This window comes from Streptococcus mitis, assembly GCF_000722765.2.
Taxonomy (GTDB): domain Bacteria; phylum Bacillota; class Bacilli; order Lactobacillales; family Streptococcaceae; genus Streptococcus; species Streptococcus mitis_AQ.
In genome coordinates this window covers 429,697-452,014 of sequence record NZ_CP028415.1, presented here as the reverse complement: position 1 = coordinate 452,014, position 22,318 = coordinate 429,697, and the positions used below count along the sequence as shown (strand labels likewise).

The window sequence follows — 22,318 nt, the reverse complement described above, 5'->3', positions numbered from 1 at the left end:
TGCGCGGGTTCAATACAAACCGTGAAGTTTCGGCACCAATACAGCTTTTTTCTTTGCCTCCTTAGCTCAGCTGGCAGAGCAGCGGACTCTTAATCCGTGGGTCACAGGTTCGATCCCTGTAGGGGGCATCTAATACAACAGGAAAAGCCTTGGAATAAAGGCTTTTTTGCTTATTTGTTCTACTTTTGTTCTACCAACGAATACTCACTTAAAAGGTTTCGAATAATCTGATGTTCTTCTTTCTTCTCTTTCAAAAGATGACCATACGTTTCTGTTACCTGTTTTATATTTTTATGGCCCATCACATGAGCAACTACCCAGATATCAATTCCTTTTGCAAGCAACATACTAGCATAAGTATGTCTAATACCCGTAGCTGTTAAATTATATGGAGAAATATCTAATTTTTTTAGTAGCGATTGTAAACTTTGATTTACTGCATTATTACTAGGAACTCCATACACAACATCATAGAAAAGGAAATTTTCTTATTAGATTGCATTGAAAAAGCAACTAATGGACTAGCTAGTATGAATGAATTTAACATTAAATTTGGAAAAACTTATGATAAATTTGTTTTACTAGATTGGTTATTCAATAACGCTAAGAAAGAATTGAATGGTGAAGATATATCTGAATTTATTTATAGTCAGACTAAAACAGGGCATGGTATAAAGAAAGAAACTAAAAACTAAATTAGCAAATTTAAAAAAGCCAAGTTCAAAAATACTTGGCTTAATTTATTTGTTTTAATATATCTCGGAGAGCTTTTATAGTAGGTTCTCTTTTTTCTGTTGGTAGATTTCTAATATCTTCAATGAGTTGTGAAAATTCTCCGCTTTGATTTTGATTTTCAATATCAAAAAAAGTATTCATATCAACTTCAAGCGCTTGTATGATTTTTTCAATAGTCTCAAGCTTAACGTTTAACTGTTTATTCTCTAACCTATATATATAGTTAAAACCCAAATCAGCTTTTTCTGCTAGATATTCTTGTGTCATTCCGCTTTTCAGTCTTAGAAGTCTGATTTGTTTTGCAACAAATTCTCTTAAATTTATTTTTTCAGTCATGATAGTACCTCATAACTATCATACAAGTTTATCCCATTGAATAAATCATTATCAAAAGACTGAAATAGTTACAAAAATAATATTTAAAAGACTGTAAAGTGTGGTATAATATTATTTATAAAACAGTCTTTTAAGACATAAAGGAGTTTATATGATAGAATCAAACACACAAGGTCACGGAACCATCAAGAAATTGCGTACTGGTGCAGTCGTTTCTACTTTAGCACTTACAGCTTTTGGGGTATCTACTGGGGTATCAGCTAACGAAACTGAAGTAGCCGTTAACGAACCTGCAACTAGGGTAGTTGCTAAGGACGATGTTAAACCTAAAGTTTCTACCCAACAAGACGTTGACAAGGCTAAGGCTGAATCTGATAAGGCTAGTCAGGATGTAGCTAAGCAAAAAGAAGTTGTTTCAACTACTGAAGCAAACATTGCCAATGTAGAAAAGACTATCGCTGATACTACTAAGAAAACAGAAGAAGCTAAGTCTGTTACACCTGAAAAGGTAGCTGAGGCTAAGGCAGATGCTGAAAAGAAAGCTAATGAGCTTGCTACGGCTGAAAAAACTGTAGCTGACGCTGATAAGTCTGTTTCTACTACGGCTGAGAAGGTTGCTGACCAAACTAAGGTAGTATCAAATGCTGAGAAAACTGCCACTGCTACAGCTAATAAGGTAGCTGACGCTCAGAAGAAAGTAGATTCTCTTTCATCTACTACTGATGTTGCTCCCCTTGAAAAAAAGGTAGCTACGCTTACTAACAAAGTCAAGACTGACACTCAAGCCGTATCGACTGCTCAGACTAACCTTGACAATGCTAAAAAGGCTCAATCTAACAAAGAACAAGCTGTCAAAGACTCCCAAACTAGGGTATCTAGCGCTGAAGCCCAGCTATCTCAAGCTACTACAGCCCTTGCTAATGCTAAAGCTGACCAGTCTAACAAAGATAAGGCAGTCACTACAGCTAAATCAGCCCTAGAAGTAGCTAAACAGGGTGTTACTGAAACAACTACATCTTCTGAAACAATGTACGATATTCCTAAGGCAACTTACTCTCCAGCTCTTTCACAAGGGTATATTGATGCAATCAAGGCTCTTGCCAACGGTGCAGGTACTACAGATGCAGTAGACACTGCAGTTTATGAAGTTCCTTATGCTGACCCTAAATACGGTGCAACTGCCGACTCTCTTAACGATTTCAACTCTACAGGTACACGTTATTACAAAGGTCAGTACATCCCTTACGGTGCAGAAGACACAGATGCAACAGAAATTGCTGACTTCCAACACTTAACTAAAGACCAACAAATCCGATTGACTACCTATGCAGCGTCAATTGTCAACGAATTGCGTGCTAAGTTTGGTACTAAACCTGTTACAGTAGGTGATAGTTCTCTTAAATTGGCTGAAGCCTTTAACAACAACGCAAATGGCTATGTTGCAGGTAATAGTGGTGAATACAATCCACTAAACAACCAAACCCTTAGCTTGTCTGATAAGCTAAACATGGCTAAGAAAACTGCAAATACGACTGGTTCTGCTTTAGCAGTTCGTACTTCAAGTATCCCTCATTTCCTTGGTCTTGGTGAGAACCTTACAACTATGGCTCGCATCAAGCAAGTATTATACTCAGGTATCGTTAATACCTTGATGGGTGGGGAGTCTAATACAGGTAGTGAAGACCGTTTCAGTGGTGCACTTTCTCTTCTTGGATTGCGTGATGCTGATAAGACTATCCTTGGAGTGGGTATCGGTGCTATGATTAGCCAACTTAATAAAGGCTATGAAGCATCTATCACATTGTCAGCCCCTCAATCAACTACTGCAACTACTAAGAAAGTAGATGAAAAAGCAGTTAAATCTGCTCAAAAAGCCTACAACGAAGCAGTCAAAGCCTCTCAAGAATCTAAAACAGCCGTCAAATCAGCACAAACTACCTACACTAATGCAGAAACAGCTCTTGCTAATGCTCGTACTAACTTATCTAACGTAGTAGGTAACAAGATTGATGTTCCAGCTCTTGAAAAGGCTCTTGCTGATGCTAAAGATAAACTAGCACAAGACACTAAAGCATTACAAACTGCTAAGGAATCGCTTGCTCTAGCTAAATCAAACGCTACTGACAAAGCTAAGGCTCTTGCTGATGCTAAGTCAGCTCTTGAAACTGCTAAGGCTGAACAATCAACTGCCAACCAATCCCTTGCAACTGCCAAAGGTGAATTGGAAGTCCTTACTAAAGCCCACGATGTAGCAGTCTTGGCTCGTAAGTCAGCTGGTCAAGACCTTGCTCGCAAACGTGAAGCGTCTAAAGAGGCTAGTGACATCTACACAGTTCTTGAACTTGCCCTTACTAAGCGTGATGAAGTCCTTAAGGCTTTGGACAAAGAGCTTACTGATGCTAATGCTAAACTTGGTGTACTTCGTGCTGAGTTGAAGACTGCTAAGGACGAGTTGGCTCGTCTTGAGGGTATCGCTGAAGCTAAGGCTCGTGGGTATGAGAACTTTAAGCAACTCAAAGCTGACCATGACGCATACCTTGCTGAACAACAACGCTTGCAAGCTTTGAAAGACAAGAAGGATGCTATTGTGCAGTCAGGTGGAGAGGTTAAACCTGTCCTTGATGCTGACGGTAAAGTGGTTGATGTTGTAGATGCCAAGGCTCAAAATAAGGCTGTAGTTGCAACAGTAGGAACTAAAGGAGATAAAACATATCAAGCGCCTGCAAAAGCTACAAATGTTAAAGCAGAACCTAAGAAACAACTTCCAAATACAGGAGAAAAGCATACTAATACTGCTACTCTTGCGATTATCACAGCTTTATCTTCTATCGGTCTTGTATACCGTAAACGCAAAAAATCACAATAAAAAATAAATCTCCTTACTAACGTAGGGAGATTTTGTGATAAAGAAGAAAAATAATAATCTGTTCTACTTTTGTTCTACCTTTTATTTTTACATACGATTTAGAGAGTGGCAAAACCTTGATTTATCAATATTTTTGTTACTCATTTTTACTTATTTTAACTCCAAATCGACTGTAAGGGGCATCTAAATACAACAGGAAAAGCCTTGGTTACAAGGCTTTTTTCGTATCTTCTACAAAAAAAGCAAGAGTTTTAGAGGACTATGAATCTAGATGTACATTTTGCTTAAATGATTGAAGGTCTTTTCTTAACAAAAACACCCCAAAAATTAGATTTTTTCTATCTAACTTTTGAGGTACAGTTCAAAACGAGAAATAGCATTTTTATTTTAGGTTACTCATCTAATCGAATAAACATCATTGCGTTAAGCAAAGAGATGAGAGCGACTGTATTGACATTATTGGAATAGATCAGTCTCTTATTTTCAATAGGAGGAATAATAAAATTAGAAATAATGATATCGTAAGGTGAATCTTTTAGAGACTCAAGTGATAACTCTAATTCACTCCAAACTTCCAGTTCAAAATTGTTGCTGCAATAATAAGAAAGTGTTTCTGCTACTGATTTTGCATGATACTGATCAAAATTGCTCATGACTAAAACCTTTAATTTGGGTTGATTTTGTAAAAGATTTAGAACTAAGTGTTTGCTATGGGTGATAAAAGTATAGGATAAATGATTGACTTTCATCGAATTACAATCCATATCCAAAGCCTCTAGATAATGTTCAATTCCTTCCTTCACCTCCGAAACAAATCGAGGAAAAATATTTTGAAAGTTCTTGATTGTATTGCCTTTTTGATCAAAAAGGATAAACTCTGTAGATAATTCCTGACGATGCAGATGTGCCGTATTATGTAGATGCCAGATTAGATTGTCCTTATTGTCTATTTGAAGATTATACTCTCTTGATACCTGATCAACTAACTCTCCCAATAATCGATATGATTTTTTTACATAACTGTCTGTTTTGGCATAGTTCAGAAATACTTCTTCGTCTATGAAAAACATTTTTTGAAAATAGGATACAAACAGTTGACCTATCACTTCTTTATTCAGAAAGATGTGATATTCAGAATCAAAGCTCGCTACAATGTCTTCGATTCCTTCTGCCTGCATGAAAGATTCTAACAATTGATTGTTAAAAGAATTTTTCTCAACTTCCAAGAAATGACTAAACTTTATTCGATATAAATTCGTAACGAGGAGCAACTTTAGCATTCTTTGAGTTGCGAAATTGACAGGAAATGCTGTTTCTTTATAGACTAGTGCTAACAGCTTACACAAAGGTTCTACTGAAAAATCTTCAAAAGGCCATTCAAGGAAATAATATTTCTCTGAAAAATACTGAGCAAAAAAATAACGGATATCAATCTCATTTCCTGTGATTCGAACTGGATTAAGGCTGATTTCAAAACGATATTGTTTCTTAATAATTTTATTAATATGACTGATGATACGGTAAAGAGAGGAGAAACTGATATAAAATTCTTTACAAATACTCTCAGCTTGACAACCTTCATTAAAGAAGATAAATTCTAAAATCGAAAAATGAGTTGAACGCTTAAAGAAATGATGGTAAACCATTTCAATATCACTATCATCGGTATTAATAATGCGTATACCATTAGTAGAAGAATGAAAAATCAAGTCAGGAAAAGCAGATTTAACATGGGATAGATCATCTTTGACTGCACGTTCTGTACAATTTAGTAACTCTGCTAGTTCAGAACGATGAAACCAACGTTTATGTTCAAATAATAATTCTAATAATTCTAATTGCCTATGACTTTTTTTAGATAATAAATCTCTCATGAATGTCTTTCTCTCTTTATAAATTATCGGATTAAACCTCTTGCAATTATACCACAAAGAATAGGTAGAACATGCTGTAACGACTTTTACTAAGATCCTTTATTTCGTATAATAACACTACGGGAGCAATATATAAACAATTTTCTTATTTTACCGTCTATTGAGGGCGTGAATACAGAATCAAATTCAAGTCGAAAGAGTATATTTTTAATTTTAAAAATTATATAATAGCAACAATCAAAGAATTTGATTTTTTGATATTAAAATTATATAACAATCAAAATAATTGATTTTTTGTATTAAAATTATATAATAGAAATAATCAAAGAAATTGATTTATTTTTTGATATTAAAATAAAAAAGGAGGGTAAGCAATGTTGTGGTCAATCATTGCTGGAGGTCTGATTGGACTTGTAGCAGGTAGAATCACTAAAAAAGGTAGTTCTATGGGAATCGTCGCAAATGTATTCGCTGGTTTAATCGGGTCATCTGTAGGACAATCCCTTTTAGGTAGTTGGGGCCCATCCATCGCTGGAATGGCTTTGATCCCATCTATTGCAGGAGCAGCAATTGTTGTTACTGTAGTATCATTCTTTACAGGTAAAAAATAATTACTTGTAGAATAAACTATTTTTAAATAGATTAGACGGGTAAAAAATAGTTTAAATGTTAAATCGAAAGGATTGTATATGTCAAAAGCAAAGAAAATATGTTTCATTATTTTCTGTATTTTAATCTTGACAATTTTCCTTCCTGTTTTGATAGATTATCATCAAGTTAGTGATCTAGGCATTCAGCTATTTAGCTGGAGACAGAATCATTTCGTTGAATTTTATCTCTCTAGATATATATTCTGGGGGATAGTGGCTCTATCAACTTTAGTTTTGTTATCGATGTTAGTTGTGTTGTTTTATCCTAAACGTTATTTGGAAATTCAACTTGAAACTAAAAACGATACATTAAAATTAAAGAATTCGGCAATTGAAGGTTTTGTTAGAAGTTTGGTGAGTGATCATGGATTGATCAAGAACCCAACTGTTCATGTAAATTTACGAAAAAATAAATGTTTCGTTCATGTAGAAGGTAAAATTCTTCCTTCGGACAACATCGCTGACAGATGCCAAATAATTCAAAGTGAAATAACTAATGGATTGAAGCAGTTTTTTGGTATTGAGCGTCAGGTTAAACTAGAAGTTCTAGTAAAAGACTACCAGCCTAAACCAAAACCCCAAAACAAAAAGACTGTTAGTCGTGTGAAGTAAGGAAGTAAAAAATGGAATGGCTTAAACAATATCGATATCCAATTATCGCTGGTCTCATAGGCGTATTTCTCGCTTGTTTGATTGTCTCCTTTGGCTTCTTCAAAACAATATTTGTATTGATTTTAGGAGCACTGGGAGTTGCAGCTGGATTCTATATCGAAAAAAACTATATAGATAAATAAAAAAATAAAAATTACTAATTTAATTAAAGGAGTTTCATATGTCAAACGAAAAAAACACAAACACTAACGTAGAAAAGAAAGATGCTACTGTTGTAGCTCACGAAATCAAAGGGGAACTTACTTACGAAGATAAAGTTATCCAAAAAATCATTGGTCTGTCACTAGAAAACGTTTCAGGTCTTTTGGGAATCGACGGTGGTTTCTTCTCAAATCTTAAAGAAAAAATCGTTAACAGTGATGACGTAACAAGTGGTGTTAACGTAGAAGTTGGTAAAACACAAGTTGCAGTTGACTTAAACGTTATTGTTGAGTACCAAAAAAATGTTCCAGCTTTATATTCAGAAATCAGAGAAATCGTATCTTCAGAAGTTGCTAAAATGACTGACTTGGAAGTTGTTGAAATCAACGTAAACGTTGTCGACATCAAAACTAAAGAACAACATAAAGCAGATTCAGTAAGCCTTCAAGATCGCGTATCTGACGTTGCTGAATCAACAGGAGAATTCGCTTCAGAACAATTCGAAAAAGCTAAATCTAGTCTTGGATCTGGTTTCTCAACTGTTCAAGAAAAAGTTAGCGAAGGTGTAGAAGCTGTTAAAGGTGCAGCAACTGGTGTAGTATCTCACGAAAACACTCGTGTAAACTAAGATAAAATAAATATAACAGGAGAAATTATCATGTCAGTAGAAGAAAAATTAAATCAAGCTAAAGGTTCTATTAAAGAAGGTGTTGGGAAAGCCATCGGTGATGAAAAATTAGAAAAAGAAGGAACAGCAGAAAAAGTTGTTTCTAAAGTAAAAGAAGTTGCTGAAGATGCCAAAGACGCTGTAGAAGGCGCTATCGAAGGTGTTAAAAACATGTTGAGTGGCGACAATAAATAAGGCTAAAAGTTACTTTATCTTTTTAGTAACATTAGTCAAGATGATTCTCAGAAAACAAAAAGCTAGAGATTTCCAATTGCGGAACTCTAGCTTTTTAATTTCGCCTCTTTCTCTTATTATATTTCAGCAGGTTGTTGACCGTGAGTACGAATCCCATGTCAATTCTTACTTTACACTTACCTCTCAGATGACATCTCTTATAACCCAAACAAACCTTTATCTGCCCAAAGACAGATTTCATATCAATCTTACGTTTAGCGAAAATTTGTCTACCCTTGGAAGATAAAAGTGCCTGATATTCTTTAGTTTTTAAACACTGGTAACGTTCATTCATATACAGTCCCTTTTGAGGGGCTGATTCAGGTTCATCATCGCAGTCAAGATTGATTTCAAGTATTTTTACTTTCTATCTCCTCTTTTTCATAATATATTTCCTTTCAGGTGCTTCAACCATTTGAACGATTTCAAATCCTTCTTTTTGGTAAAGATTCTGAGCTCTTTGATTTGCCTCGTAGACATTTAGAGAAATAGTATCTATGTCTTCATTTTCAAAGGTCAAACTAACAAATTTCCTTAAAGCCTGGCTACCTAAGCCTTGCCCCTGTTTCTGGGGGTTGATAAAAAATCTTCCAATATGAAGATTACTGTCTTCTAGCCTGATTTTCTGGATAAGCCCGACAAACTCTTGTCCTTCAAAGATTGAAGAGATTCCTTCCAACTCTTGCAAGACTTGAATTGTCAAGGGAAAAGGAATCATTGTTCCCATCCATTGTTCTTGAAATGATTTGCCAAGGGAGTTGGACCATTGGCATACGAGCTGAGCATTTTCTGCGCTCACATTTTCTTCAAAATGAATTGTCATCTATTTCCTCACCATCTTATCTATGTTTCTCCATTATACTACTTCTCCTATTTTTTACGAATAGATAAGTATGATTGATTTTTATTTTTTCTTGTCGGGAGCATTCTCGCTTCCTTTCTTGGTTTGGTCATTGACCGTTTTCCAGAGCAATCCATTATCAGTCCAGCTAGTCACTGCGATTCCTGTCAGACTCCCTTGCGTCCCTTAGATTTGATTCCGATTCTCTCACAGGTGCTCAATCGCTTTCGCTGTCGCTACTGCAAGGCTCCTTATCCTGTCTGGTATGCCCTTTTTGAACTAAGCTTAGGACTCATATTTCTGCTTTACTTTTGGGAATTACTTTCCTTGAGTCAAGTCATCCTAATCACTGCTGGTTTGACCTTGGGCATCTACGACTTTCGCCATCAGGAATATCCCTTACTGGTCTGGATGACTTTCCACCTAATCCTAATGGCCGGCTCCGGTTGGAATCTAGTCATGGTCTTCTTCCTTGTCCTTGGAATTTTGGCTCATTTTATTGATATCCGCATGGGCGCAGGGGATTTTCTCTTTTTAGCTTCTTGTTCTCTTATCTTTAGTGCGACAGAGTTGTTGATCTTGATTCAGTTTGCTTCTGCAACAGGAATTCTAGCCTTTCTCCTGCAAAAGAAAAAGGAAAGACTTCCTTTCGTGCCTTTCCTCTTACTCGCTGCTTGTGTGATTATTTTTGGTAAGCTACTGCTTGTTTGATAAAGTCCTCAATCGGCTCTCCTTCATGGAGAGCTTTTACGATTTTTGAACCAACGATAACACCATCTGATACCGCATTAAAGCGTTCTACATCGGCTTGACTAGATACGCCAAAACCTGTCAAGACTGGGATATCAGCCACTTGATGCAATTGTGCCAAGTGCTTGTCCAAGTCTGCACGGTAATTGCCTGATTTTCCTGTCACCCCATTGATGGCAACGGCATAGACGAATCCCTCCGCCCCATCAATCAACTCTTTCTGACGCTCAATTCCTGTCGTCAAACTAACTAGAGGAATCAAAGCAATGTCTGTATCTGCCAAAAATGGTTCTACAAAGTTGGCATGCTCATGAGGCAGGTCAGGAATAATCAAACCCTTAACCGCTGTATCAGCCAAATCTTTGACAAAGTTCTCCACACCGTACTGAAAGAGGGGGTTGAAGTAGGTCATGATGACCAGCGGAACCTCTGTTTGAATAGTTTTCAAGGTTTCAACCAAAGACTGGGTAGAGGTCCCGTGGGCTAAACTGCGCAAGCCAGCTTCTTCGATAACAGGTCCATCTGCGACAGGATCTGAAAAGGGAATGCCCAATTCAATAGCTGAAACACCCAAATCTTCTAAAAAATGGATTGTTTCAGCTAGACCATCCAAACCTTTCTCGTGGTCACCAGCCATGATATAGGGAACGAAAATTCCTTTTCCAGCTGCTTTAATAGCATTTAATTTTTCTGTTAGTGTCTTAGGCATGAGCTTCTCCCTTCTTTGCTGCATCTGCTTCCAAGCGGTCTTTGACTTGAACCACATCCTTGTCCCCACGACCTGATAGACAGACTATCATGGCTTTGTCTGGTCCAAGTTCTTTGGCCAATTTCACCGCAAAGGCGATAGCATGGCTAGATTCCAAGGCTGGGATAATCCCTTCCACACGAGACAAGAGTTGGAATCCTTCCAAGGCTTCCTCGTCTGTCACAGGAACATAGCTGGCACGTTTGATATCGTGATAGTGAGAATGTTCTGGACCGATACCAGGATAGTCCAAACCTGCTGAGATAGAGAAGGCTTCAAGAATTTGACCATGGGCATCTTGGAGCACATCCATGAGGGAACCGTGAAGGACACCCGGACGACCCTTAGTCAAAGTCGCTGCGTGATGCTCTGTATCCACACCAAGTCCTGCTGCTTCAGCCCCATACATAGCTACAGACTCATCTTCTACAAAGGGATGGAAGAGCCCTATAGCATTAGAACCACCACCAACACAGGCTACTAGGGCATCTGGCAGATCTTGACCTGTCATATCGCGATACTGTTGTTTAGCTTCTCGACCAATGACACTTTGGAAATCACGAACAATTTCTGGGAATGGATGAGGTCCCAAGGCAGAACCAAGGATATAGTGGGTATCATCGATATTTGCTACCCATGAACGAAGGGCTGCATTGACCGCATCCTTGAGCACGCGTGAACCATCTGTCACTGCCTCAACCTTAGCTCCCAAAAGCTCCATACGGAACACATTGAGGGCTTGGCGTTTGACATCTTCCTCACCCATATAGATAGTACATTCCATGTTAAAGAGGGCTGCAGCAGTTGCAGTTGCCACACCGTGCTGGCCAGCACCCGTTTCTGCGATAATTTTCTTTTTACCCATGCGTTTGGCAAGCAAAACTTGTCCTAAGGCATTGTTAATCTTGTGGGCCCCTGTATGGTTAAGGTCTTCACGTTTGAGATAAATCTTGGCTCCGCCAATATGCTGAGTCAAATTTTTTGCATAGTAAAGAGGAGTTTCACGCCCCACATACTGGCGTAAGAGCTGGTTTAATTCCTCTTGGAAACTTGGATCTGCCTGACTTTCACGGTAGGCCTTTTCCAACTCCAAAACTGCTGTCATCAATGTTTCTGGGACGAAACGTCCACCGAATTTTCCGTAAAATCCATCTTTATTTGGTTCTTGATATGCCATTCTTTACCCTCTCTATAAATCTTCTAATCTTTTCATGATCTTTTTGTCCATCTGTCTCCACTCCGCTCGATACATCTACTGCATAGGGAGTAAAGTGTTGAATTGCTTTTACTACATTGTCTTCATTAAGCCCACCTGCGATAAAGAAAGGCTGAGTTAGTCCAATCGTATCCAGTTGAGCCCAGTCAAAGGTCTGGCCACTCCCAGCCACAGGGGCATCAAAGAGTAGATAGTCTGCCTGAGAATTGGGGACATGTCCCTCTCCATCCACCTGCACAGCCTGAATACTGGCACAAGGCAAATTCTCAAATAAATCATCTGCCACCTGACGGTGAACTTGAACCAAGTCCAAACCAACTTTTTCAATCACTTCTAGCAGTTCTTCCCGACTTGGTGAAACAAATACACCAACCTTTTTCACATCTGCAGGAATAAGTTTTGCCAGCTCAGCAGCCTGATCCAAGGTCACCTGTCTTTTACTAGGTGCAAAGACAAAACCGATGTAGTCGGCTCCTTCTGAAACGGCTGTTTCCACCGCTTCTTTAGTAGATAATCCGCAAATTTTAACCTTTGTCAATCTGCAACTCCTTGATTCTCTGGGCTACATCTTCTGCCTGCATGAGAGCTGTCCCTACTAAAATTCCGTTAAAGTATGGTGCTACTCGTTCCGCATCCTGCCCTGTGAAAATAGCAGATTCAGAAATGTAATAGCGCCCTTCTTCAAAGTGCTGAGCCAAGTCTACACTGGTCTGCAAGTCGACTTCAAAGGTGGTCAAGTTGCGGTTATTGACCCCGATAATTTGAGCACCAAGGCGGTGAGCTACCTCTAGTTCAGCTAAATTGTGAGTTTCCACTAAAACTTCCAGACCAAGCTCTGTCGCATAGTCAAAAAGTTCCTTGAGGCGTTCTTCGGACAAGGCTGCCACGATGAGCAAGATAACTGTTGCACCTGCATTGCGAGCTCGGATGATTTGTTTTTCATCGATAATAAAGTCCTTGTTAAGCGTCGGAATCTGTACCTGACTGGAAATATCCCGCAGATAATCCAAATGCCCTTTAAAGAAAACTTCATCTGTCAGAACAGAAATCATCACTGCTCCGTTTTCTTCATAAGTCTGGGCCTGTTGCACAATATCCACATCTAGATTGATATCTCCCAAACTAGGACTAGCTTTCTTGACCTCAGCGATTACCTGTAAACGGTCTTGGTGTTGTTTTAGATAGTCAGCCAAGCGATAGGTCTGGCGCAGAGGCTGGATTTGCTCCAGCTCCATCTGCTCAACCTCACGCGCCTTCTGCTCCAAAATTCGTGCTAAAAATTCCTGACTCATTTTTGGTACTCCTGTAACAGTCTGAGTTTTTCAAGGGCCTTGCCACTAGCAATCACTTGACGAGCTAAGGCAACTCCATCCTTGATGCTATCAACCTTACCATTAGCATAGAAACCAAGACCAGCATTTAAAACTGTCGTTTCCAAGAATGGACTTGGTTCATTTTTAAGAACGCTGAGCAAAATTTCTGCATTTTCCTGAGCATTGCCACCACGGATATCTTCGATAGCGTAGCGTTCCATTCCCAAATCCTCTGGAGTAAAGCTTGACAAGGTGATTTCGCCATTTTCCAGAAGAGCAATCTTGGTTGTTCCATTCAAGCCAGCTTCATCCAGTCCTTCTGGCCCAGCAACCACGATAGCACGTTTGCGACCCATATTTTTCAAAACCTGAGCTGTACTTTCTAGAAGTTCTGGACGACTAATTCCAAGAAGCTGTGTTTCCAAGGCCATTGGGTGAATCAGTGGACCAGTCAAGTTCATAATCGTTGGAATTCCCAATTCCAAACGAGCTGGCATGATGTATTTCATGGCTGGGTGCATATTTTTAGCAAAGAGAAAGACGATTCCAGTTTTATCAAAAACCTTACCTAGTTCAGCTGGTTTGAGATCAAGATTGATACCCAAGGCTTCGAGAACATCTGCAGAGCCAGATTTAGAAGAAATCGAACGGTTACCATGCTTGGCCATATGAACTCCGCCACCAGCCAAGACGAAGGCTGCAGTTGTAGAGATGTTAAAGCTGAAGGACTTATCCCCACCTGTACCACAGTTGTCCATGGCATCATGGATTTCAGTTGGAATGTGTTGAGCATGGCCTCTCATGACTTGTGCAATGGCTGTGCGCTCTTCAGGTGTTTCCCCCTTCATCTTAAGAGCCAAAAGGAGAGAAGCAATCTGCGCCTCCGTTACACGCCCAGTGACGATGCGCTCTATGACATCCGTCATTTCCACACCTGATAAATTTTCAAATTTTGCTAGTTTTTCAATAATCTCTTTCATCCTAGTTTCCTCACTTTACAACCTTCTCGATAAAATTCCGAATAGAAGACAAGCCGTCTGGCGTTCCGATACTCTCTGGATGGTATTGGAAGCCATAAATCGGTAGGTTTTTATGTTGAATTCCCATGATAGCTTGATCATCAGTCGAGCGAGCTGTCACTTCAAAGTCTTCTGGCATTTCTTCAATCAAAATACTGTGGTAACGCATGACTGCACGGCCATCCTCGATGCCTTGATACAAAACAGATGGCGCTTCAAAGCTGATATTGCTCTGTTTCCCATGCATGACTTTGGGAGCCAAGCCCAACTTACCGCCAAAGACTTCTGCGATAGCTTGGTGACCCAAACAAATCCCAAGAATTGGCTTCTTGCCAGCAAAGTCACGAATCATGTCTTCCATCTTTCCAGCATCAACTGGCCAACCAGGACCAGGAGAAAAGACCAGACCATCTGCTTTTTCAGCTTCTTCATACAGCTTGGGATCATCATTTCTCAAGACCTGCACTTCTGCAAAATTCCCAATGTATTGGGCCAAGTTATAGGTAAAAGAATCATAGTTATCAATCAATAAAATCATGTTCTTAGTTCTCCAATTCTAGTCATAGATTTAGCTTTGTTAATGGTTTCTTGGTATTCGTTTTGGGCGATGGAGTCGTAGACAATCCCTGCCCCAGCCTGCACATAAGCTGTTTGATTTTTGAGAATCATCGTTCGGATGGCAATGGCGAAATCCATATCACCCGTCGCAGACAAGTAGCCGATTGCTCCTGCATATACGCCCCGTTTTTCTGTTTCCAGTTCATAGATGCGTCTCATGGCTCGAATCTTTGGTGCTCCTGACACTGTTCCAGCTGGAAGTGTTGCTTTCAAGGCATCCATGGCAGTGAGTTCTGGAAGCAAACGCCCCTTGACCACACTGGTCAAATGCATGACATAACGGAAAAGCTCCACTTCCATATACTTGGTGACTTGGACACTGGCCGTTTCAGAGATGCGACCAATATCATTACGACCCAAGTCTACTAACATCCGATGCTCTGCTGTTTCCTTCTCATCCGAAAGCAGATCTGTCGCCAAAGCCTTGTCTTCTTCATCCGTAGCTCCTCTTGGTCGCGTACCTGCAATCGGATTGGTTGTTACGATGCCATTTTTGACAGAAACCAAACTTTCAGGACTGGCACCGATGATTTGATAATCACCAAAGTCATAGAAATAAAGGTAATTAGATGGATTGGTCACGCGAAGATTTCTGTAGAAGTCAAATGGATTTCCAGTAACTTCTGCTGAGAAGCGCTGACTGAGTACACATTGGAACATATCGCCATTACGAATCAAGTCACGAGCTGTTTCCACCATTTCCTCAAACTTCTGAGGAGCGATATGGGGTTTGAAGTCTAACGGAGATAGATCCAAGTCTTCAAATTCATTTGGATCAGGAATGCGTAATTCCTCAAGCACTTGGTTCAAGGCTTTTTCCAAGTCTTCTTGACTACGCTCACTATAGAGAGCATCCTCGATAACATGAATTTTTTCCTTCTTATGGTCAAAGACCATGTAGCTCTCATAGACGAAGAAATGCATGTCTGGCGTCCCAATGATATCTTGAGGAATTTGACCAATTTTTTCATAAAGCGAAATCATATCGTAACTAACAAAACCAATTGCCCCACCACCAAAAGGGAGATCTGAATTATGCTGGCTCTTATGAGTCACTTGATAAAGGAAATCCAAGGGATCCCGATCAATCACTTTTCCATTTTGATAGAGGATTCCATTTTCAAACTTAATTTCAAAAACAGGATTATAGGCTAAGATAGAAAAACGAGCTGTTTCCTTGTCTCTCGGAATACTCTCTAAGATAACCTTGTGTTGCCCCTTTAGGCGCATATAAGCCAAGATTGGTGATAAGACATCTCCATGAATGATTCGTTCCATTGTAATTTCCCTTTCAGTTCTACTTCTAGTTCGTGGCGACTGTATGAAAAATCCCCACGCAAAATAACTTGCGTGAGGACGAAATTCGCGGTGCCACCTCAATTATAGGATTTCTCCTATCTCTCATTCCTGTCTTAGAAAGATTCTGTAACAGGTTGTGCGATAAAGGGCACTCCCTTGAGAATTATGTTTTCTTCTCTCGTTTCAGATGGACCCAACCTTACAGCTTTCTCTGCTTGTTTCCAGCAACCACAAGCTCTCTGTGAGAGAAAAGACTGTAATTTTTCCATCTATTGTTTTTTAGCTTCTAGGTAGTCTGCAATCGCAGCTACGTCCTTGTCTCCACGACCAGAGACATTGATGATAAGATTTTCATCTCGGTACACTTTTACTAGCTTCTTTCCTTGACAGTTGGAATCTTTCAACTTTCTATCGCTATCATGTTACGAAAAAAGCCCACACACAGAATATACTTCCGTGTGAGGGCGTTGGTAACGCGGTGCCACCTCAATTATAAAGGGACTATTTCCCTTTACATCTCTGCCTTGTCTAACAACAAGTTGCACTGTAAGGTGTGCACACCGAATTTTCATTGTTTCAAATTCATTTTTAAAATCAGCCCACTTTCACTACTTCCAACCACCTGTTCACAATCACTACAGGCTCCCTGAAGATTAAAAATAGTTACTTTTCTGATTTGTTGAACTTATTTTAATACTTTGTTTTTTCTTTGTCAAGACTTTTTTACGATTTTTTTGATAAAGTTAGCACTTTTTCAGAAACTGTTTTGAAAGTCTCAATGATATAGTCCACTTCTTCATCACTTAATTTAGTGTGAAGAGGGAGCGTAATTTCATTTTCAAAGAAGGCATAAGCCTTAGGATAGTTCGTCATATCAAAGCCAAGATTCTTATAGGCTGTCAAGAGCGGAAGTGGTTTGTAGTGTACATTACTTGCAATTCCTGCTTTAGCTAATTCTTGGATGATGAGGTTGCGTTCTTCTAAGCTCGCTTCTTCTACATGGGTGATGTAGAGGTGACGTGAAGATTCGACAGTATCAGTCTTGTGTGCCAATGGATGGATGCGAGAACCTGCAAAACCACGATCATAGCGGTCCACGATGTCCTTACGACGTTGCAACAAACTTGGATAGCGGTCCAATTGTACCAAACCAAGTGAAGCCATGATATCGGTCATGTTGCACTTGTAGGCTGGTGTGACGATATCGTATTCCCATGACCCCAGTTGCATCTTGGCAAGGGCATCCTTAGTTTGCCCGTGAAGGGAAAGAATTTGGAATTCCTTGTACATCTCTTCGTCATCAATCGCTGGATTGGCTTTCCAAGTGGCACTTCCACCTTCTGCCGTTGTAAAGTTCTTAACCGCATGGAATGAGAAGGAAGTAAAGTCAGCGATAGAACCAGCTGGTTGTCCTTTATAAGTAGATCCCAAAGCATGGGCACTATCAGAGACAATCACGATACGGTTAAAGGCTTTTTGCCACTTGCTTGACGCAGTAAAGAGGTCACGTTTCTTTTCCACAACTTGGAACAAACGGTCGTAGTCGCAAACAATCCCTGCAAGCTCAACCGGAATAATCACTTTAGTCTTTTCAGTGATAGCTTGTTCAAGCAAGTCATAGTCCATTTCAAACGTATCTGCTTGGATATCCACCATGACAGGGGTTGCTCCTACGTGCGTGATGACACTACATGAAGCTGTATAGGTCATGGCTGGAACGATGACTTCATCACCAGGCCCCACTTCCAAGACGCGCAAAATCAACTCCAGAGCGGCAGTCGCAGAGTTGAGGCAGACAGTCTTAGGCGTCTGTGTGTATTGAGACAAGCGACGCTCCAGTTCTTTTGTCTTAGGACCTGTTGTGATCCAACCAGAACGAAGGGTGTCTGCTACTTCAGCAATTTCTGCCTCTGTAATATCGGGTGGTGAAAATGGAATATTGTAATTTGGCATTTATTTGCTCCTTTTATTTGTACTCATTTTCTCATGACTACTTTATTTTAACACTTCAAACACGGTTTGAAACATGATTTTGATGTCTCCAAGGAAACTAAACTCTCGGAGATAGGCGAGGTTATAGCGCATCTTTTCAGGAAGGACGTGTTCGACATAGGCTTGGTCAACCGACAGACCTTTCTCCGTCATTTGACTGATGATAGTGTCCTCATCCTTGTAGTTGATGCTGGCTGGAGAGGTAATTCCTGCTGGCAAAAGCAAGGTCGCCATCATTTCAGGGCTATACTGCTCTGTGTAACGAGGCACTTCAGGACGCGTCCCTACAAAGGACATCTCACCTTTAAGGACATTGACCAACTGAGGCAGTTCATCCAAACGGACACGGCGGATGAAATTGCCAACCTTGGTAATGCGGCTATCGTTAGCAGAAGTCACCAGACTGCCTTTTTTGTCCGCATCCGTCACCATGGTACGGAACTTCCAAATCTTGAAAGATCGATTGTACTGGGTCACGCGCTCTTGCTTGTAAATCACTGGCCCCTTGCTATCCAACTTGATCCAAATGCTCAAAATCAGAAAGATGGGAGAGGTCAGAACCAGTACAACCAAGGCCAAAACCCAGTCCAAACAACGCTTGAAAATCAGCGAACCCTTCCTTTTAGAGACAAGCTGGTAGTAAGACTCAACCTCGCTTGATTTCATTTCCACGGGCAAGTCTTCCCATTTCAGCATGCTGTTTCTCCTTTGTTTTTATTATACTATTTGTCAACATTTTTCATTATACCACAAAATGGAAAAGGCGGTGAAAGAAATCTGTAATTTGAAGGATTTCCTTCTTATGCTCAATGAAAATCAAAGAGTATTAAGACATGGCCCCTGCCTGCAAGCTATACATCTTGTGATAGGTTCCTCCCAAGGCCAAGAGTTCCTCATGGGTTCCACTCTCGATAATGCGCCCCTTGTCCAAAACATAGATACAGTTGGCGTCTTGGATGGTAGAAAGACGATGGGCGATGGCAATGGTTGTTCGTCCCTGTCGCATCTTAGCTAGTGAAGCTTGAACCAAACTTTCTGTTTCAGAGTCAATATTGGCTGTCGCTTCATCCAAAATCAGGATTTTAGGCTGACTGGCGACTGTTCTAGCAAAAGCAAGAAGCTGACGCTGTCCAGTTGAAAAACTCGAACCACGCTCGGAAACAGGTGCATCATATCCCTGAGGAAGTTCTTGAATAAAGGAATCTGCATCGACAAAAGTAGCTGCGTCCTTTACCTGCTCATCACTGATCTCTTGGTACATGGCGATGTTGGACTTGATGGTTCCATGATAGATGAAGGGATCCTGCAAGACCAGACCAATGTTTTTTCTCAACTCTTCCTGACTGTAGTTCCTGATATCCACACCATCCAAGAGAACTCGCCCTGATTGAAATTCATAAAAGCGCATGAGGACATTGATAATAGACGATTTCCCAGAACCTGTATGACCCACAAAGGCAATGGTTTCACCCTTGTTAACCGAAAAGGAAATGTCATCCAGAATCGAATGTTTTCCATCATAAGAGAAACATACATGTTCAAAACGAATATTGCCTTCTTTGACTTTAGCCTGCCCATCTTCTTGAAGGGGCTCATAGGTTCTCTCATCAATCAAGGCAAAAACACGACCTGCAGAAACCATAGACGTTTGAAGGGTTGAAAAGTTTTGAGTTACCTCAATCAGAGGATCAAAGAGACGATTGATGTACTGGATAAAGGCATACATGGTTCCTGCTGTTATTCCCAGATAAAGTCCACGATAGCCAAAATAGGCCATTAAAACTGCATATCCTAGGAGTTTCAGCAAACTCATGGCAGGGCGCAAAAAGAGGGCATCCAAGGCTACAGAACGGTTGGCGTAGATCAAGTGTTCTTGGTTGATTTCATCAAACTCTGACTGTAGGCGCTTCTCTTGATTAAAGGCCTGGATAATCCTGATTCCTTCGATATTTTCAGCCAGCTTGCTATTAATATCTGACAAGAGACTTCTGGTTTTTTCGATAATCTTGACGGATTTTTTCCGATAGAGATTGACCAAAAGGAAAATCAAGGGGAGAAAGAGCAAGACTAAAGCAGTCAAACGGAAATCCAACACTAACATGGTATAAAGGGTTGTCAGAAAAATGAAAACTGCTGAAATAAAGCTGGATAAAATCCCCGAAAACATATCACTGATAGTCTCGGTGTCATTTGTCAAACGAGAGACGATAGAGCCTGCTGGCGTCTTGTCAAAATAAGACATGCCCAGCTTTTCCATATTGGCAAAGGCATCCCGACGAATATCCCTAACAATACTGTAAGACACGCGCGCAAAGAGAAGATTGCCGACATACTGGACCAGAGTTTGTAGGATATAAAGGCCATAGTAGGCCAGCAAAACGGTCACAGCGAGTTGGTTGAGATTGCTGAGATACTGGTCGATAAAGTGGGAGGCCACAAGGGGAATGACACTTTTAATGATCGTCGTCGCTAGTAGAAAACTGAGTGCCAAAAAGGTAAGGAGTCCATAAGGTTTGAGATAAGACATCAAGCGCTTCAATACAGTCCATTGTTCTTTCTTATTCTGCATCTTCTTCTCCCTTCATTTCCAGCTGCTGAGACTGGTAGGTTTGGGCATACCAGCCATCCAAAGCTAGCAAGTCTTCGTGTCTGCCTCGTTCGATGATTTGCCCATTTTGCAGGACTAAAATCAAATCTGCATGGACAACTGCACTGAGGCGATGAGCCGTAATAATGGTTGTCTTGTCCTTTCGCGTCTCCTTGAGGTTGTCGATAATCGCATACTCTGTCTTGGCATCCACGGCCGACAAAGAATCATCCAAAATCAAGATATCAGGGTCTAAAATCATAGCCCGACTCATGGCCAGACGCTGCTTTTGACCTCCAGAAAGACTGACTCCCTTTTCACCAATCAAGGTATCAAATCCTTGAGGCATGGCTACAATATCTTGGTAAACTTGGGCTAGCTTCGTCGCTTCCTCGACCGCTGAGAGGGGCAAGTTAGGATTACCAAAGCGGATATTGTCTAAAATCGAAGTCGCAAAGAGAAACTGGTCCTGAGGGACATAGCCCATGAGACTGCGAAGGTCTGTCAGACGATAGTCACGAATATCGTGACCGTTTAGATAAATGGCTCCCTTATCCACATCGTATTCACGCAAGAGGAGTTTAATCAAGGACGTTTTTCCAGAACCTGTCTGCCCAACCAAGCCCAGAGTTTGCCCTTTTTCCAAACGAAAGTGAACATCCGTCAGTGTTTCCTCATTTTCAAAGGCAAAGCTATCAATGGCATACTGCAAGCGCCCGTTTTCAATTCCATCTAAAGGAAACTCAGGGTCTTGTACAGGTGATTCCTGAGACAAAAGATCCTCAATCCGCTGATAGGACACCTTCCCTCGCTGAGTAATATTAAAGAGGAAACCAATAGCCATAAGAGGCCAAACCAGCATATCCAAGTAGCTGATAAAGGTAACCAGATTTCCAACCGTAATCTGCCCCTCCTGAACCATCAAGGAACCGACCAAAAGGGTTAAAACATAGGAGGAACCAACAAACAAGAGAACCATAGGGTCAAAGAGACTATCGTATTTCATGGTTTGCAGGTTCTTCTGGAAGGTCAATTCATTGACTGCCTGAAAGGACTTCAACTCGTCCGCCTGGTAACCGAAAGACTTGGTCACTTTGATACCTGATACAGACTCCTGCACCTTGTTATTGAGTTCAGAAAAGGCAGCTTGTGATTCGCCAAAGGCCTTGTGGGTCTTTCTCCCTAGACGACTGGTCGCATAAGCCATGAAAGGCAGGGGCAGAATGGCAACTAGGGTCATCTGCCATGAGATGCTGAAAAGCATGGTCAGCAAGGTCACCAGCGCCGTGATAGAGGCATCCACCGCAGACATAACACCGCCTCCTGCGAGACGAGTTAAGGCATTGATATCATTGGTTGCGTGTGCCATCAGGTCCCCCGTCCGATAAGTTTGATAAAAAGCTGGAGACATTTTTGTGAAATGCTCAAATAAGCGAGAGCGCATAATCTGTCCCAAACGGTAGGAAGTCCCGAGGATATACATCCGCCAAACATAGCGCAAATAGTACATTCCAAAGGCCGCAAGCAACAAATAAAATAGGGCAAGAAGGAGGTCCTGCTGGGTTAATTGCCCCGATGTGATGGCATCAATGACCCTCCCCATAACCATTGGGGGAATGAGGTTGAGGACGGAAACCAAGACCAGAGCCACAATCCCGACTAAATAACGGCGTTTTTCTAACTTGAAAAACCACCAAAGTTTTTGAATAATGGACATAACATCCCTTTCTGATTGCAAATAGAAACCTGAGGCCAAGACC

General features: G+C 40.6%; 24 protein-coding genes, 1 tRNA gene, 1 pseudogene and 2 other annotated features. Of the genes and pseudogenes, 9 read left to right on the top strand and 17 right to left on the bottom strand.

Features of this window, described 5'->3' with window-relative positions; all coding sequences use genetic code 11:
• The first annotated feature begins 55 nt into the window (after positions 1-55).
• Positions 56-128, top strand: a tRNA-Lys gene (locus tag SK637_RS02520).
• Positions 129-179: 51 nt separating this feature from the next.
• Here SK637_RS02520 and SK637_RS02515 read toward each other — a convergent pair.
• The gene (locus tag SK637_RS02515; RefSeq protein ID WP_050489868.1) at positions 180-464 is read right to left on the bottom strand and encodes a tyrosine-type recombinase/integrase; all 285 of its coding nucleotides are present in this window, start codon (positions 462-464) and stop codon (positions 180-182) included.
• A gap of 66 nt (positions 465-530) precedes the next feature.
• Between SK637_RS02515 and SK637_RS09695 the strand changes: the two genes are divergently transcribed.
• Positions 531-695, top strand: a complete 165-nt coding sequence (locus SK637_RS09695) for a hypothetical protein (protein WP_153227741.1) — start codon at positions 531-533, stop codon at positions 693-695.
• Positions 696-735: 40 nt separating this feature from the next.
• On the opposite strand, the gene SK637_RS02510 is transcribed toward SK637_RS09695, so the two are convergent.
• Complete coding sequence (locus SK637_RS02510) at positions 736-1,071, bottom strand: helix-turn-helix domain-containing protein (protein ID WP_033688249.1); 336 nt, start codon at positions 1,069-1,071, stop codon at positions 736-738.
• Positions 1,072-1,222: 151 nt separating this feature from the next.
• On the opposite strand from SK637_RS02510, the gene SK637_RS02505 reads away from it, so the two are divergent.
• Positions 1,223-3,937 carry an SEC10/PgrA surface exclusion domain-containing protein gene (locus tag SK637_RS02505; protein ID WP_033688248.1) on the top strand — a complete coding sequence of 905 codons (2,715 nt, stop codon included), beginning with the start codon at positions 1,223-1,225 and terminating at the stop codon, positions 3,935-3,937.
• A gap of 392 nt (positions 3,938-4,329) precedes the next feature.
• Here SK637_RS02505 and SK637_RS02500 read toward each other — a convergent pair whose 3' ends face one another.
• Positions 4,330-5,811, bottom strand: coding sequence for an AcpB/EbpR/MafR family transcriptional regulator (locus tag SK637_RS02500; RefSeq protein ID WP_033688246.1), 1,482 nt, complete (start codon positions 5,809-5,811; stop codon positions 4,330-4,332).
• 374 nt (positions 5,812-6,185) lie between these two features.
• Here SK637_RS02500 and SK637_RS02495 point away from each other — a divergent pair, with 374 nt between their 5' ends.
• From SK637_RS02495 to SK637_RS02475, 5 genes are all read left to right on the top strand, one after another.
• Positions 6,186-6,422 (top strand): GlsB/YeaQ/YmgE family stress response membrane protein, encoded by a 237-nt coding sequence (locus SK637_RS02495; protein WP_033688245.1) that lies wholly within the window; start codon positions 6,186-6,188, stop codon positions 6,420-6,422.
• Between the two features lie 78 nt (positions 6,423-6,500).
• A complete protein-coding gene (amaP, locus tag SK637_RS02490) occupies positions 6,501-7,073 on the top strand; it encodes an alkaline shock response membrane anchor protein AmaP (RefSeq protein ID WP_033688244.1) in 573 nt (190 codons plus the stop codon).
• 11 nt (positions 7,074-7,084) lie between these two features.
• A complete protein-coding gene (locus SK637_RS02485) occupies positions 7,085-7,255 on the top strand; it encodes a DUF2273 domain-containing protein (RefSeq protein WP_000455065.1) in 171 nt (56 codons plus the stop codon).
• Between the two features lie 38 nt (positions 7,256-7,293).
• On the top strand, positions 7,294-7,902 hold the full coding sequence (locus SK637_RS02480) for an Asp23/Gls24 family envelope stress response protein (RefSeq protein ID WP_033688243.1): 609 nt from the start codon (positions 7,294-7,296) through the stop codon (positions 7,900-7,902).
• A 30-nt stretch (positions 7,903-7,932) separates the two neighbouring features.
• Complete coding sequence (locus tag SK637_RS02475; RefSeq protein ID WP_033688241.1) at positions 7,933-8,136, top strand: CsbD family protein; 204 nt, start codon at positions 7,933-7,935, stop codon at positions 8,134-8,136.
• A 94-nt stretch (positions 8,137-8,230) separates the two neighbouring features.
• On the opposite strand, the pseudogene SK637_RS02470 reads toward SK637_RS02475, so the two are convergent.
• Both SK637_RS02470 and SK637_RS02465 read right to left on the bottom strand, forming a co-directional pair.
• A pseudogene (locus SK637_RS02470) lies at positions 8,231-8,509 on the bottom strand (transposase); the annotation flags it as partial.
• Between the two features lie 33 nt (positions 8,510-8,542).
• Entirely contained in the window at positions 8,543-8,998 is a 456-nt protein-coding gene (locus SK637_RS02465; RefSeq protein WP_033688239.1) for a GNAT family N-acetyltransferase, read from the bottom strand.
• 123 nt (positions 8,999-9,121) lie between these two features.
• Between SK637_RS02465 and SK637_RS02460 the strand changes: the two genes are divergently transcribed.
• Positions 9,122-9,727 (top strand): prepilin peptidase, encoded by a 606-nt coding sequence (locus SK637_RS02460; protein ID WP_050489867.1) that lies wholly within the window; start codon positions 9,122-9,124, stop codon positions 9,725-9,727.
• Here SK637_RS02460 and trpA read toward each other — a convergent pair.
• From trpA to SK637_RS02405, 12 genes are all read right to left on the bottom strand, one after another.
• On the bottom strand, positions 9,699-10,475 hold the full coding sequence (gene trpA / locus SK637_RS02455) for a tryptophan synthase subunit alpha (RefSeq protein ID WP_033688237.1): 777 nt from the start codon (positions 10,473-10,475) through the stop codon (positions 9,699-9,701). The two genes, SK637_RS02460 and trpA, sit on opposite strands and share 29 nt — an antisense overlap.
• Positions 10,468-11,691 carry a tryptophan synthase subunit beta gene (gene trpB / locus SK637_RS02450; RefSeq protein ID WP_033688236.1) on the bottom strand — a complete coding sequence of 408 codons (1,224 nt, stop codon included), beginning with the start codon at positions 11,689-11,691 and terminating at the stop codon, positions 10,468-10,470. Before trpB ends, trpA begins: the two co-directional genes overlap by 8 nt.
• Positions 11,669-12,268, bottom strand: a complete 600-nt coding sequence (locus SK637_RS02445) for a phosphoribosylanthranilate isomerase (protein WP_033688234.1) — start codon at positions 12,266-12,268, stop codon at positions 11,669-11,671. Before SK637_RS02445 ends, trpB begins: the two co-directional genes overlap by 23 nt.
• The gene (trpC, locus tag SK637_RS02440) at positions 12,255-13,022 is read right to left on the bottom strand and encodes an indole-3-glycerol phosphate synthase TrpC (protein ID WP_033688233.1); all 768 of its coding nucleotides are present in this window, start codon (positions 13,020-13,022) and stop codon (positions 12,255-12,257) included. The genes SK637_RS02445 and trpC overlap by 14 nt, the downstream gene beginning before the upstream one ends.
• Positions 13,019-14,023 carry an anthranilate phosphoribosyltransferase gene (gene trpD / locus SK637_RS02435; protein ID WP_033688231.1) on the bottom strand — a complete coding sequence of 335 codons (1,005 nt, stop codon included), beginning with the start codon at positions 14,021-14,023 and terminating at the stop codon, positions 13,019-13,021. The genes trpC and trpD overlap by 4 nt, the downstream gene beginning before the upstream one ends.
• A gap of 10 nt (positions 14,024-14,033) precedes the next feature.
• The gene (locus tag SK637_RS02430; RefSeq protein WP_000601909.1) at positions 14,034-14,600 is read right to left on the bottom strand and encodes an aminodeoxychorismate/anthranilate synthase component II; all 567 of its coding nucleotides are present in this window, start codon (positions 14,598-14,600) and stop codon (positions 14,034-14,036) included.
• The gene (gene trpE / locus SK637_RS02425) at positions 14,597-15,958 is read right to left on the bottom strand and encodes an anthranilate synthase component I (protein ID WP_033688230.1); all 1,362 of its coding nucleotides are present in this window, start codon (positions 15,956-15,958) and stop codon (positions 14,597-14,599) included. Before trpE ends, SK637_RS02430 begins: the two co-directional genes overlap by 4 nt.
• A 71-nt stretch (positions 15,959-16,029) precedes the next feature.
• Positions 16,030-16,255 (bottom strand) — a binding site (T-box leader).
• Positions 16,249-16,383 (bottom strand): hypothetical protein, encoded by a 135-nt coding sequence (locus SK637_RS10225; protein WP_272898308.1) that lies wholly within the window; start codon positions 16,381-16,383, stop codon positions 16,249-16,251. Its footprint overlaps the feature before it by 7 nt.
• Before the next feature lie 53 nt (positions 16,384-16,436).
• Positions 16,437-16,662 (bottom strand) — a binding site (T-box leader).
• A gap of 40 nt (positions 16,663-16,702) precedes the next feature.
• Positions 16,703-17,932 carry a DegT/DnrJ/EryC1/StrS family aminotransferase gene (locus tag SK637_RS02420; RefSeq protein ID WP_033688229.1) on the bottom strand — a complete coding sequence of 410 codons (1,230 nt, stop codon included), beginning with the start codon at positions 17,930-17,932 and terminating at the stop codon, positions 16,703-16,705.
• A 42-nt stretch (positions 17,933-17,974) separates the two neighbouring features.
• A complete protein-coding gene (locus SK637_RS02415) occupies positions 17,975-18,667 on the bottom strand; it encodes a sugar transferase (protein WP_000922212.1) in 693 nt (230 codons plus the stop codon).
• Between the two features lie 130 nt (positions 18,668-18,797).
• Entirely contained in the window at positions 18,798-20,540 is a 1,743-nt protein-coding gene (locus SK637_RS02410; RefSeq protein WP_033688228.1) for an ABC transporter ATP-binding protein, read from the bottom strand.
• Positions 20,530-22,275 carry an ABC transporter ATP-binding protein gene (locus SK637_RS02405; protein ID WP_033688227.1) on the bottom strand — a complete coding sequence of 582 codons (1,746 nt, stop codon included), beginning with the start codon at positions 22,273-22,275 and terminating at the stop codon, positions 20,530-20,532. Before SK637_RS02405 ends, SK637_RS02410 begins: the two co-directional genes overlap by 11 nt.
• Positions 22,276-22,318 lie beyond the last annotated feature (43 nt).